At 26.5% G+C, this 13,338-nt stretch carries 13 protein-coding genes; 5 read left to right on the forward strand and 8 right to left on the reverse strand.

Features of this window, described 5'->3' with window-relative positions; genetic code table 11:
* Positions 1–344 precede the first annotated feature (344 nt).
* Positions 345–1,916: a phosphoglycerate dehydrogenase gene (gene serA / locus BP769_RS05340; RefSeq protein ID WP_413825304.1), complete on the forward strand. Its 1,572-nt coding sequence runs from the start codon at positions 345–347 to the stop codon at positions 1,914–1,916.
* Between the two features lie 61 nt (positions 1,917–1,977).
* Here serA and BP769_RS05345 read toward each other — a convergent pair whose 3' ends face one another.
* The 4 genes from BP769_RS05345 to BP769_RS05360 all read right to left on the reverse strand — a co-directional run bounded on the left by BP769_RS05345 (position 1,978) and on the right by BP769_RS05360 (position 4,908).
* Positions 1,978–2,625: a Mov34/MPN/PAD-1 family protein gene (locus BP769_RS05345; RefSeq protein WP_413825225.1), complete on the reverse strand. Its 648-nt coding sequence runs from the start codon at positions 2,623–2,625 to the stop codon at positions 1,978–1,980.
* Positions 2,626–2,662: 37 nt separating this feature from the next.
* Positions 2,663–3,400: a tRNA(His) guanylyltransferase Thg1 family protein gene (locus BP769_RS05350; protein WP_413825228.1), complete on the reverse strand. Its 738-nt coding sequence runs from the start codon at positions 3,398–3,400 to the stop codon at positions 2,663–2,665.
* 39 nt (positions 3,401–3,439) lie between these two features.
* Positions 3,440–4,204, reverse strand: coding sequence for an aspartate dehydrogenase (locus BP769_RS05355; RefSeq protein WP_413825231.1), 765 nt, complete (start codon positions 4,202–4,204; stop codon positions 3,440–3,442).
* A gap of 278 nt (positions 4,205–4,482) precedes the next feature.
* A complete protein-coding gene (locus BP769_RS05360; RefSeq protein WP_413825235.1) occupies positions 4,483–4,908 on the reverse strand; it encodes a PRC-barrel domain-containing protein in 426 nt (141 codons plus the stop codon).
* Between the two features lie 416 nt (positions 4,909–5,324).
* On the opposite strand from BP769_RS05360, the gene BP769_RS05365 reads away from it, so the two are divergent.
* Positions 5,325–6,053, forward strand: coding sequence for a tRNA-binding protein (locus tag BP769_RS05365; RefSeq protein WP_413825237.1), 729 nt, complete (start codon positions 5,325–5,327; stop codon positions 6,051–6,053).
* A 37-nt stretch (positions 6,054–6,090) separates the two neighbouring features.
* On the opposite strand, the gene BP769_RS05370 is transcribed toward BP769_RS05365, so the two are convergent.
* Both BP769_RS05370 and BP769_RS05375 read right to left on the reverse strand, forming a co-directional pair.
* Complete coding sequence (locus tag BP769_RS05370) at positions 6,091–7,503, reverse strand: lactaldehyde dehydrogenase (RefSeq protein ID WP_413825239.1); 1,413 nt, start codon at positions 7,501–7,503, stop codon at positions 6,091–6,093.
* Positions 7,504–7,529: 26 nt separating this feature from the next.
* The gene (locus BP769_RS05375) at positions 7,530–8,567 is read right to left on the reverse strand and encodes a M24 family metallopeptidase (protein WP_413825242.1); all 1,038 of its coding nucleotides are present in this window, start codon (positions 8,565–8,567) and stop codon (positions 7,530–7,532) included.
* A 143-nt stretch (positions 8,568–8,710) separates the two neighbouring features.
* Here BP769_RS05375 and BP769_RS05380 point away from each other — a divergent pair, with 143 nt between their 5' ends.
* The 3 genes from BP769_RS05380 to BP769_RS05390 are packed head-to-tail and all read left to right on the forward strand — an operon-like array spanning position 8,711 to position 11,645.
* The gene (locus tag BP769_RS05380) at positions 8,711–9,931 is read left to right on the forward strand and encodes a YcaO-related McrA-glycine thioamidation protein (RefSeq protein ID WP_413825245.1); all 1,221 of its coding nucleotides are present in this window, start codon (positions 8,711–8,713) and stop codon (positions 9,929–9,931) included.
* 25 nt (positions 9,932–9,956) lie between these two features.
* Positions 9,957–10,595 carry a TfuA-related McrA-glycine thioamidation protein gene (locus BP769_RS05385; protein WP_413825248.1) on the forward strand — a complete coding sequence of 213 codons (639 nt, stop codon included), beginning with the start codon at positions 9,957–9,959 and terminating at the stop codon, positions 10,593–10,595.
* Between the two features lie 21 nt (positions 10,596–10,616).
* On the forward strand, positions 10,617–11,645 hold the full coding sequence (locus BP769_RS05390) for a hypothetical protein (protein WP_413825250.1): 1,029 nt from the start codon (positions 10,617–10,619) through the stop codon (positions 11,643–11,645).
* Positions 11,646–11,671: 26 nt separating this feature from the next.
* Here the strand turns inward: BP769_RS05390 and BP769_RS05395 are convergent, their stop codons facing one another.
* Complete coding sequence (locus tag BP769_RS05395; RefSeq protein ID WP_409198598.1) at positions 11,672–12,157, reverse strand: hypothetical protein; 486 nt, start codon at positions 12,155–12,157, stop codon at positions 11,672–11,674.
* Positions 12,158–12,318: 161 nt separating this feature from the next.
* The gene (locus tag BP769_RS05400; protein WP_413825253.1) at positions 12,319–13,152 is read right to left on the reverse strand and encodes a CBS domain-containing protein; all 834 of its coding nucleotides are present in this window, start codon (positions 13,150–13,152) and stop codon (positions 12,319–12,321) included.
* Between the last annotated feature and the right edge of the window lie 186 nt (positions 13,153–13,338).

Here is a 13,338-nt window from a genome sequence, read left to right on the forward strand (position 1 = left end):
TTGAAACCATAATTTTTCACCTCTTTTTTTATAATAATTTTTAAATATTAGATTAAACTAAAGTTGTATTATGATTAATTACAACCTTTTTAATTCTAAAAATTTATTTTATTCAAAAATCATTAAGAATAATATGATTTAAAAAGTTTATAAATTTTTATAAAAAAATATATAAAATTTTTATTAATATGAAAATAGTGTGAAAAAATATTTATAGTTAATGTAAAACTTTATAGAGAAAAAATTTGTTAAAAGGTTTTTTTAATTAATAAAAAAATTAATTTTATTTATGTATTATAAAAGTAATTTATTTTAAATAATTAATATAGGAGAGAATGAAAAAAATGAAAGTTCTTGTTGCAGATGCAATTAATGAAGATGGAATAGCTATGTTAAAAAATGAGATGGATGTTGTTGTTAATACAACTATATCTCCTGAAGAATTAGTAGCTACTATTAAAGATTTTGATGGAATAGTTGTTAGAAGTAGAACTAAGATGACTAAAGAAGTTATTGAAGCTGCTGACAATTTAAAGATTATTGCAAGAGCCGGTGTTGGTGTAGATAATATAGACATCGATGCAGCTACAGAAAATGGTGTTATGGTTGTTAACTCCCCAGAATCAACTAGTATTACTGTTGCTGAACATACTATGGGATTATTATTAGCTATGGCTCGTAAAATTGCTATTGCTGATAAATCTGTTAAAGATAATAAATGGGAAAAGAAGAAATTTATGGGAGTTGAACTTAGAGGAAAAACTCTAGGTGTTATTGGAATGGGAAGAATTGGTTCTCAAGTTGTAAACCGTTGCAAAGCTTTTGAAATGGATGCAATAGTATATGATCCTTATTTACCTGATGATGTTGCAGAACAAATGGGTGTAAGATTAACCGATTTAAATACTGTTCTTAAAAATGCTGATTTCATAACTATTCATGTTCCTTTAACTGAAGAAACTAAACATTCTATTAGTGATGAACAATTTGATTTAATGAAAGAAAATGCATTCATTGTTAATTGTGCTCGTGGTGGAATTATTGATGAAGAAGCTTTATACACAGCTTTAAGTGAAAATAAAATTGGAGGCGCTGCTTTAGATGTTTATGAAAATGAACCTCCTAAAGATAATAAGTTAATAACTTTAGATAATATTGTTTTAACCCCACATATTGCAGCATCTACCAAAGAAGCTCAAAAAGGTGCAGCTATTATAGTAGCTGAAGAAATTATAGATTTAAATAATGGAAAAACTCCTAAAAATGTTATAAATTTACCAAGAATAGATAACAGACTTAAAAACGAACTCAAACCTTACATGGAAGTTTGTGAACGTTTAGGAAGTTTCATATCCCAATCATTAAAAGGAAAAGTTAAAGAAGTAGAAATAATCTACTGTGGTGAATTAGCAAGTCTTCAAAACCAAGACATACTCGGAAGATGTGTCTTAAAAGGTATTCTTGATTCTATTTTAAACAGTTCCGTAAATACAGTGAACTCTTTAAACATGGCAAAAACAAGAGGAATTAAAATTACCGAAGGAAAAACAGATAATGCTAAAGGTTACGATTCTTTAGTTAAAGTTCGAGCTAAAAGTACTAAAGACAGTTTTTCTGCAGAAGGAACATTTATACATGAACCTAAAATAGTTAAAGTTAACGAATATTGGGTAGATGTTAAACCTTCAGGAAACATGTTTATAGCAAAATATAAAGATGTTCCAGGAACTATTGGTTTAATTGGTACAAAATTAGGAGAATATAAAGTTAATGTTGGAATCATGCAAGTAGGAAGAGATGTTGCTGGTGGAGAAGCAATAATGATTTTAACATTAGATCATCCAGTACCAGATAAAGTAATTAAAGAATTAATAGATTTAGATTATGTATTTGATGCAACTAAATTAAAATTATAAATATAAATTTCTTGCAAAAAATTCATATCTTTAATTTTTTTTTAAAATTTTTTAAATATTTTTACTTATTTTTATAATTATCATTTTCTAATTTATTAACATCAATATAGATTACTCTTTGATTATTAGCTTTAGCTTCATTATATTTTTTCATAAAAGCATCATATTCTTTAGTACTGTCATCTTCAGAAAAATCATAATCTTCTGGATAACCATGCCCTATTTCATCTTGTAAATCCTGTAAATCATCTAACATTGCATCCTGATTTTTATCATCATAATCACCAAGAGTATATTTTACAGAATCCCCATAAGCATCATAAGCACAAAAACTAGGAATTTCATAAGGTAAACAAATAATCATATGAAATAATCCATGTTTACTAAATGTCATTAAATCAGCATTACTAGGTTGTGCACTTGGACCTGGATGAGAATGAACAGTACCCCAAATCCGTTGAGAAGGTGGCATTAAACCTTCATTAAAAGTTGCACCTGTATTTGAAGTTTCACCAGGTAAAAAAAGTAAACTATCTAAAATAAGTTTATTATCCTTAACATGACCATCAAAGAATGCTAAAAACTCATTTGGATAAGATTCCTTGGCATAATAAATTACAGAATCAATAACTTTATTATCCACACACACTTCATTAAAATTTCTTTTATCATTACTTAATACTTTTGAAATAAATTTATCAAATACCATAAATATGACACTTCCTTATTTATTATGTTTTTTATTTTTAATCATGTTTTAAATTAATTGTTTTAAAAAAATCATTTGAAAACATTTCAAGATTACAATCTATATAAAGGTAATTTCTATAAGAGATTGTATCTGAATTGGTTTTTGGATTAAAGCCCTTAATTTTTTTATTTTTTTTATAAAATCCGATTCCTCTTTTTTCCCATACTGGAAGATTATTTAAATTTATTCCTTTATCAAATAACAAGTTATGAATATCACTAGACTTTAATCCTTTAATTTTTTCATTAGCTATTTTAGAAGAATAATCTTTTTTTAATACCCAAATTCCATAAGCATTCTTACAGTTTCTCCAAGCTTCATCTTGTCTCCATTTAAAATATGTGTTTATATCATTAAAAGGGAGGGGTATTATTCTTGAATCAAAAGAAATTAATGGTAATTCATCTAAATCAAAAAAATCGTTTAAATGTTTAGTTATTGAACTAGATGCCAAACTTGAAAAAACAGAATCTATCTTTTCAACTCTATTAGAAAATGGTATCTCAGAAAGTAAAATATTTATTTCATCAGAAAAAGTATAAATAAATTTAGGTGAAAATTCAGTAAATAAATCTTTACATACTTCAATCATTAGTTTAGCAAAATTAGAATCATAAGGTTTTTCTAAATTTAATGTTTTTGCTAAAGTATGGAATTTTCTACCATCTAAACGTAAGACAATATTTGACCCTTTAGGTACTTTTAGATTGGAGTATATTTCATAATCTTTCAAAATTTTCACCTGAAAAAAAATAATTAAGTTTATTACTTTTTATGTACCACTAAGTAATGTTTCATTGAAATGTTTTAATAATTTTATTGCAGAGAAAGCTGCTAGCATACTGGTTTTAGGATTAGTAGCACATGGTAAATTTTCACATCGAGTAGTGAATTTTCCGAAATCACCTGTAACAACTACTTCATGAACATTCCTATCAACTTTTGGATCAACTATAACTTTAACATCAATATCCATTTTACATGCTAAACTTAATGTAGCAGCTACATTAATGTTAAATGGAAATTTTTTAACTGCTTGTGATGCTTTACCTTCGAATAATATTTCTTCTTTATTAACATCTTTTCCTAAAGATTTAGGTGATTTTCTTGTTGTTAGTTTAGCTTCTTTAATTTCACCAACAGATGCAGCTTTTATACCATCTAATCCGAGTATTGCTCCAGATGGAGTGTAAATTTTAGCATTATGTTTTTTTGCAGTTTCAACTACTTCATTCCTAAAATTTTCATCCATTAAAGCTCCAACACTCATTATAATCATGCTTTTTCCTTTATTTAAAACTTTTAAAGCATATTCATTAACTGAACTTGGGGATGCTGCTTCTAAAACTAAATCAACATTATCTATTAAATCTTCAATATTTATAACTGCTATACCATTAGCAATACTAGCTAAATTTTCAGCTTTTTCCATATCACGATCATAGAAATGTTTGATGCTTATATTTTTCTCAGTTGCTAAAATATTGTTCACTATAAGATTTGCTATAGCTCCACAACCTATAATTCCAACTTTCATAAATAATCACTTTTATTTTTTTTATATTTATTTGATTTTTCTATTTTCATAAATTAATTATTTTTCATAACTTTTATACTTTTAATAAATCTTATTTTTTTTAGAAAAAATATTAGATGAATTTTAAAAGTAAAAAATCGTTTAAATGTTTAAAGTATCATATTAATTAGTTTTTTTATACTTTAATCATGATTTATAGAGAAAAAATAAAAAAATTTAATAACTTAATAATTTTTAAAAAAAATTAATAAAAAGAAAAAAGAAAAAAACTTAAAATCTTATTCAACCTTTTCAGTAGGATCTTGGATTTTAGGTTCAGCTTCTTGTGTTTTTGGAGCTTTTGGTGTTGGTGCTTCTACATTAGGAGTAGGTGTAGGTCTAACTCTTTGAGCTTGTGGTTTATGAATTAAATCTTGTGGATCTATTAACATTATATCCCCAATAGCTTTTACTTTATCATATCCAACATCAAGTAATCCTTCTTGATGATATGAATTTACATTTTCTTCTTCAGGGACCATTCTTAACCCACTAGTAAAAATATCTCTTATTCCTACATTTTTCTTTTCAGGTTCTAATGCTTTTACTCGTAGTTTGGAAATAGTTCCATATTTAATGTTAAGTACAACATCAGCTACTTGTCCTACATATTGCCCTGCTATAGTATATATATCTAAATCATAAAGACTGGAAACTTCTACCATTTTTTCACCATTGTAAATTATTTATATAATATTGATATTATTTAACTAAATTTCATATATTAGTTATTTTGTTTGATTAACTTGTTTTATTAGATTTTTACTATGATTTAAAGTTATTTTCATTAGAAAATTTAGTTAAACTTTAAGTAATATATTATTTTTTTTTATTAGTATAAAAAGTTTTTGTTAAAATTCTATTAAAATAAAAATTTTAAACTTATAATTAAAATTAAGGCTTAATAAGCGTTATTGGTTCTTAAATTAAAAGTATATTTTTCATAATAGTGTTTTAAATGAAATTTGATAAAATTGATTAATTTAAATTAAGTTTAAATTATACTAAATTTAATATAGTAATTAGTATAATTTTACTTTTAAAGAAATATTTATGATTATTTAATTTTGGAGAGATAAATGTGTGGGATACATCTAAAGATTATAGAATTTTAATTGCTGTTAAATCTAAAGAATTATTTATGAGAACTGTTCAAACTGGTGCGTTTAGAGGTCATTGGAATAAAAAAATGGCTCTTGAATCTGCAGATAATATGGATGCTCATTTTCAATCATTACTTTATTCATATCTTGAAGGTGATGAGTTAAGTAATTCTCCAGATGTTAATAAATTAGAGGAAGAGGCTAATTATGTTATACATTATTTAGGGGGAGAAGAATGGAATCATATTTTTCTTAATAAAGCACCTAAAGAAGAAAGAGAGAAAACTGAAGAGAATGTTGCCAAGGTTCAATTCTTTTTAAATACAATTTTAGGTTTACGTCATAGATTATCTTTAGGTCCAATTAATGATCCAATTATTGGGATAGATATTTTAGTTGGAGAAATCATGAGTGTTAGTAAACATCCTAATGCTGATTCTTTAATGATTTGTAATGTTAACCTTAAAAAAAGAGCAATTACTGTTGTTACTAATAATTTAGATGTTAAAGAGGGTAATCATGTTGCTGTTGCGATGTTACCTCCACAAAGTTTTATGGACATTGCAAGTGAAGGGATGTTTCTTGGTGTGAATGGTGTTGTTTTAAAAGATGTTAAAGGTGAATTAGGAGAGTTACCTAATGGTATTCCTATGGAATCTTTAAATGATACTAGAAATCTTATTGAAGGATTTCTTCAAAAGAAATAAAAAATGAGTTGAAAAGGAATAATTTTAAGTATTAAATTTAACGTAAGTTAAATCCAATTAATTTTGGTTTAGTCATATCATGTACGGCATATTTTATTCCTTCTTTTCCTACTCCACTGGATTTAACTCCTCCAAATGGCATGTTGTCTGTTCTGAATGTTGATTGTTTATTTATCCACACAGTTCCTGCTTCAATTTCATTGGCACATTTTAAACCATTATGCATGTTTTCTGTGAATACACCGGCTTGTAAACCATATTGTGTATTATTAGCTGTTTTTATAGCTTCTTCAACACCATCAACATGAATGATTGGGGCTATTGGCCCAAATGTTTCATTAGATACTACATCCATATTCATATTAACATTGTCTAAAACGGTAGGTTGATAAAATGTGTTTTTACGTTTTCCACCTGTTAAGAGTTCAGCCCCATCAGATATTGCATTATCAACTGTTTTTTCAACATTGATTGCAGCATTTTCATCAATTAATGGTCCCATATCCATATTTTCATCCATAGGATTCCCAATTTTTAATTTTTGTGTTTCTTTAACTAATAAATCTGTGAATTCTTCTGCGATAAGATTATCTACAATTATACGTTTAACACCCATGCATACTTGTCCAGAATATAGGTAAGCTCCATTTACTGCTCCTTTTACAGCTTTTTTTATATCTGCATCATCAAGTACTATTAAGGGATCGTTTCCCCCTAATTCTAATGTGATCTTTTTCATTCCAGCACGTGATGCTATAAATAATCCTGTTGCAACACTACCTGTAAAAGATATTTTATTTATATTTTCATTAGTTATTAATGCATCACCAATTTCACCACCCATACCAGTAATTGTGTTAATTACTCCTTTAGGAAATTCTTGTGCAATAATTTCAGCCATTTTAAGTCCTGCAAGAGGTGCTTGCATACTAGGTTTAAAAACAGTGGTGTTTTTTGCTGCTATTGCTGGGGCTATTTTATGAATTGCTAAATTTACAGGATAATTAAATGGTGTTATTGCTGCTACAACACCTAATGGGATTCTTTCAGTAAATGCAAAAAAACCTTTACCTCCTAAACCTGCATCTAATGGTACTGTTTCACCATAAATTCTTTTAGATTCTTCTGCAGATAATTTTAAAGTATCTATTGATCTCTCCATTTCACCTAAAGATTGTTTTATTGGTTTTCCTGTTTCTTGTGTTATGATTTTTGCAAATTCTTCTTTTTCATTTTTTAGATTTTCAAAAGCATCATATAATTTTTCAGAAACTTTACGTGCACTCATTTCAGTTAATGAATTTTTAGCTTGATTTGCTGCATTAACTGCTTTTTTAACTTCATTTCTATTAGCAATAGGTACAGTGTCAACTATTTTTCCATTGTAGGGGTTTAAAATTTCTTTATGTTCATCTTTATCATAATTTTCCCCATTTATTAACATTTTCATTAATAGTCCTCCATTAATAATTTTTTTTATAATCTTTGAGGTAAATTTCCAATTATTTTACCTTTATTATTTATTAATATGGTATCTTCTATTCTAACTCCAAAATTTCCTTCTAAGTAAATTCCAGGTTCAACTGTTACAATCATATTATTTTCTAGTATAGTGTGGTCTCTTGTAGATAATGTTGGGGCTTCATGAATATCTAAGCCTAAGCTATGTCCGGTAGTATGAATGAATTTATCTCCATATCCATAATCAGTTATAATATCTCTTGCAACAGCATCAATTTTTGAACCATCAATTCCAGGTTTAATTGCTTTTATAGCTTTATCATGAGCTTCAAGCACAATATCGAATATTTCTTCTTGTTTTTCAGTGCTAGGATAAGTTCTTGTTGTGTCTGAACAATAACCTTGATATTTACATCCGTAATCAATTAATATATGAGGATCTAAAGGTTTAGGGCTTACAACTGCATGAGGTAAACTACTATTTGCTCCTGATGCTACTATGGTGTCAAATGATTCTACTTCAGCACCATTTTTACGCATTAAATAACCTAATTTGTATGCTGTTTCCCATTCACTTATACCTTTTTCAATTAAAGATCTTGGATTTAATTCTAATAATGATTTATGTGCAATATTCATTGCTGTATCTATTTTCTTTATCTCATCTGAAGATTTAATCATTCTTTCTTCGGCCATGAATGGTTCAATGTTTAATTTTAAATCATTATTGAGTTTTGTAAAACTATTTACAGTTAAATTATTTTCTATTGCGAAATTAGTTAAATTTTCTTTTTTTAATATTCTTTTGAGTTCATCATATGATGTAAATTGTTGAATTTCTATAGAACTAGTTTTATTAGCTATTTCCATATCCATTTCTGCAACGTATATTATTGGGTTTTCTTTTAATATAGCGAAAGCAAAACTTTGGGGTAAGTATCCTGAAATGTACCTAATATTATTAAAATCTGCTAGTAACATTCCATCATAATTATTTTCTTCTAATTTTTTCACTATATTGTTTAAGTGAATATTTTTACTCTCATTTGCCATAATATAATTTTCCTTCTTATTTATTTTTATTAATTTTTAATTAATGATTTGATTATAATATTATAATAAATTTTATTAACTTTATATAACAATTATTATATTATATCAAAAATTATAAATAAATTTTAATAAAAGGAGTCAATATGTTTTCAGATATTCCAATCAAATATTTTAATGGTACTCATAGGGTTAAAGAACCTAAAGAAACTATTAAAAATTATGAAGATAAATTAAGAGTTGCAGGTATTACACGTTTAACTGAAATTACTGATCTTGATCGTGTGGGAATTCCTGTTTTTTCTGCAATAAGACCAACTGCTCAAGAAGGAAGTGTAAGTGTTTATGCAGGTAAAGGAATTGGTAAACCTCAAGCTAAAGCTTCTGCTATGATGGAAGGTTTTGAAAGATATTCTGCTGAAAAACAAAAAATTGATAATGAAAATATAATTATTGGTACTTTTGATGATATGGTTAATCCTGTTGATTTTGAAAGTTTAGTTTTACCTCAATCTGTTGATATTGAAAGTCTAAAGGGTTTAGAGTTAGAATGGGGTAAAATGACAGATATTGTGTCCGAAGAAGAATTTGATGTTCCTATTAATTTAATTTATCATCCATATATTCCAAGTAATGAAAATGTTAATAGTTTTGTTAAGGGAAATACTAATGGTTTGGCTTCAGGTAATGTTTTAGAGGAAGCAGTGCTTCATGGGATTTTTGAAGTTGTTGAAAGAGATGCTTGGAGTATTTTTGAAGAAACTAAAAAAAATCGAAAAGAAATTGATTTGGATACTATTAAAAGTGAAGATATTAATAATATTTTAAATAAGTTTGAAAATGAATCTGTGAATATAAATTTATTAGATATTACAGCTGATGTGGAAATTCCAACTATAGCTGCATCAAGTGATGATACTTTATTAAAAGATGCAGCTTTATTAACCTTAGGTGTTGGAACCCATTTAAATCCTGAAATTGCTGTTTTACGTGCTTTAACCGAGGTTGCTCAAAGCCGAGCCACTCAAATTCATGGTACTCGTGAGGATACTGCTCGTGCAGATTTTATGAGAAAAGCCGGTTATGGTCGAATGAAAAAAATCAATAGTCATTACTTCAAATCAGAAGGAGATAAGATTAATTTAAGTAGTATTGATAATAATAGTAATATTTCTATTAAAAAAGATATTGATACTTGTATTGAAAAATTAAGTAATGTTGGTTTAAATAAAATATTATTTAAAGATTTAACACGATCTGAAATTGGAGTTAATGTTGTTCGAGTTATTATTCCTGGTGCGGAACTTTTTGCACTTGATCCTTCTAGAAGAGGAGAACGTGCTGTTGAATATGATTTAAATCATTGAAATAAATTTATGGAAACCTTTTATTATGTTAAATAAGAAGATTATAATTTTTACAGGTTTATCTATTTCTTTTGAAGATGCTGAAAAAATTTTGCATGCTGATTATCGATTCCCAGTTAAAAGAGGGGATGTTCTTAATGCTTTAAATGATAAACCTGATATTATTGGGATTATTGATGGTGTTTTTCACCAACATCCTGCAGTTAGTCATAAAGAAATTATGAAAGCAATGAATGAAGGTGTAACTGTTGTTGGTGGAGGCAGTATGGGTGCTTTAAGAGCTTCTGAATTAGATGATTTAGGTATGATTGGTATTGGTAATATTTATAAACAATACAGAGAGGGTATTTTAAATTCAGATGATGATGTTGCTGTAACATTTGATCCTGAAAGTCAAACTGTTTTATCTGAAGCTTTAGTTAATGTGAATTATAAATTAGATTTAAGTGTTGAAGAGGGAATAATTGATAATGAATTGGAGAATCATATATTAAATGTTGCTAAATCAATTTATTATCCTAAAAGAACTTATTATAATATTTTTAAAAAATCTGAGTTAAGTGATGAGATTAAGGATGAATTAATTGATTTTATTACCAAGGTTCCTGATATTAAAACTTTAGATGCTATAGAAGTATTAAATTATATTAAATCATTAGTATGATTTTATGCTTGAGGAGTTTTTATGAGTATTGAAGATAAAATTAATGGGGTTAAAGAGGAACTTAGAGGTAAACATGTTGCTATTGCATTTTCTGGAGGGGCTGATAGTAGTTTACTTTCTAGTTTGATTGTTGAAGTTTGTAGAGATCCTATTGCTATTACTATTGATAATGGTTTAATGCCTACAGGTTTTATTGAAAATTCTAAAAAGATTGCTCATAAAATTGGTATTTCACAGAAAATTGTTAAAATTGACCTATTTAATGTAGATGAGTTTATAAAAAATAAAGGAAATCGGTGCTATCTTTGTCGTCAAATCATGTATGATAAAATTAAAGAGGTAGCACATGATGAATCTATTGATATTATTGTAGATGGAAATAATATAAGTGATCTTTTTGATGATCGTCCAGGGATTTTAATAACTTATAAAAATAATTTTTTAACACCTCTTATAAATGAAGGCATAAGCAGTGATGAAGTAAAAAAATATTTAAAAGAAAATAATATTGAATATAACAAATCAACAACATGCCTTGCAACACGAATAAAAACAAATATTCCCTTAAATCATGAAAATATTAAACGTATTGATTATGGTGAAGAGTTTATTAAAAACATAAATAAGGATGAAACAATTAAAATAAGAGATAATAACAATAATGCAGAAATAGAAATAGAAAAACCATATGAATTAGATGAAAATAAAATCAATTTAATAGGTAATAAGCTTAAAACATTAAAATTTAATAATATTTTACTTAATATCACTCCTAAGACTAATAAAAATAGGATGATAAATTTCAAATCAGAACAGAGTATATCAGAAATTAAATTACCTTACACAATAAATATTTCAAATAGTATTGAAAAATTAAAAGAAATAGGGAAAATTAAAACTTTAAATAATAATACACTTATTTTAAGTTTTAATAATAAAAATGTTATAATCTCTGAGAAAGGCAAAATCATAATAGAAAATGTTAAAGACTTCGCTGAGAGTAAAGAAACATTAATTAATATATTACCTTTTATTAGAAGGAATATTTAAAATAAAATTTAATTTTATTTTATTAACTATTTTTTTTGTTGAAGTTTTACAAAATCCTTAAAGGACATTTTTTCTTGACTAACTAATTTTTTTTCAACATGTTTTTCATGTATATTTGAAACTAGTTCTTCTTTATCTTCAGCAGAATAAGTTTCTTCAGATAAAATTCCTTTTAATGTTATAATTTTACCGTCTAATTTAAATTCAGTACCATCAGCTTTAACTTCAATTAATTTAATTTCTAATTTTGTTGCTTTTTCTAAAACATCATCTGTAAGAATATCATATTTTAGAAATAAATTTTGATGAGGGTATACTTCATTTACAGTTCTTTTTATAACATTTTCAAATAATTCTATGAGATTTTTTATAACTGGTAAATTGTTTTCCCAGTAATAACCTAACATGACACTTAATTGAATATTGTTTTCTTTATAAACTTCTCCCACTCTAACTCTTATTCCTATTGTACTAGGAGTATCTTTAATTATTAAAATAGGTTGTGATTCCATATGTTTTCCACCATAAATTTAGATAAAAAAAATTTTAAAAGGAATTTATCATAATTCTTTTTAAAGATTTATAGAAAAAATTTTTTAGATAAAAAAAATGATTTAAAAAAAAAGGAAAGTGAAAAAAATGGTTTTTTCTCACTTTTTTATAATTTTTCGTTTTATATTAAAGCTTTAATCAAGTCACTTGCTCTAACAAGACCTATAAGGTCTCCTTCAATTCCAATTACTGGTAATTGTTCAACATTTAATGACTTCATTTTTTCTGCACATGCAGATACTTTAGTTTTAGAATTAGCTGTAGTTACTTTATCAGAAGCTACATCACGAACAACTTTATCTGTGAATTTAAGTTTATTTTTTTCAATGTATAATACACTTGTACTGTCCCAAGACCATTTGTCTCCTTCAGTACCTACAGTAGAGTCATGTTGTGTTGTTTCACTTCTAACTTCACTTTCTGCTATGAAATCTGTTTCAGTAAGTATTCCGCTCATTTTTCCTTCATTATTTAATCCGATTAATGATTTTAATCCGAATAATGCCATGTTTTCAAAAGCAACGTTTAAAGGTGTTTGATCCCATGCAGTTGGAACTGTTTTTATCATATAATTTTCCACAGGATCTTTAATATCCATTTCAGTTAGTGCTAATGATACAATATCAAATGCTGTTACAATTCCAGCTAAATCTTCACCCTCAACAACTGGAACTCTTCTTACATTATTTTTTACCATTTTTTTAGCTACTTCTTCAATAGGTTCATCTAATTCAGCAGTAACTAAATCTCTTGTCATTAACATTGCTACTTGTTCTTCATCAGGATTAGTTATTAAGTCAGAACGGGTTAATATTCCTACTAATTTTTTAGAACCTTCTTTAACTACAGGAACAACTGATACATTTTTTTTAACAATTATTTCTAAAGCTTTTTCACGTGTTCCAGGAACACTAACATAAACAACATCTTCAGACAATATGTCTTTTACTAACATTAATATCACCATATACTATTTTTTTTGTATAATATTATTCTATTTATTCTTAATCTGATTTAATTTAAAATAGGTAAAATATCTCCTGTTTTTTCTTTATTTATCTTTTTATTCTTTTATGATTCTTTAAAATATTATATATTTTATACTCTTTACACTAAAATCAGCAAGAATAAAGAAAAAAAT

The sequence above is a fragment of the Methanobrevibacter sp. UBA417 genome, assembly GCF_002508845.1.
GTDB classification, from domain to species: Archaea; Methanobacteriota; Methanobacteria; order Methanobacteriales; family Methanobacteriaceae; genus Methanobrevibacter_A; species Methanobrevibacter_A acididurans.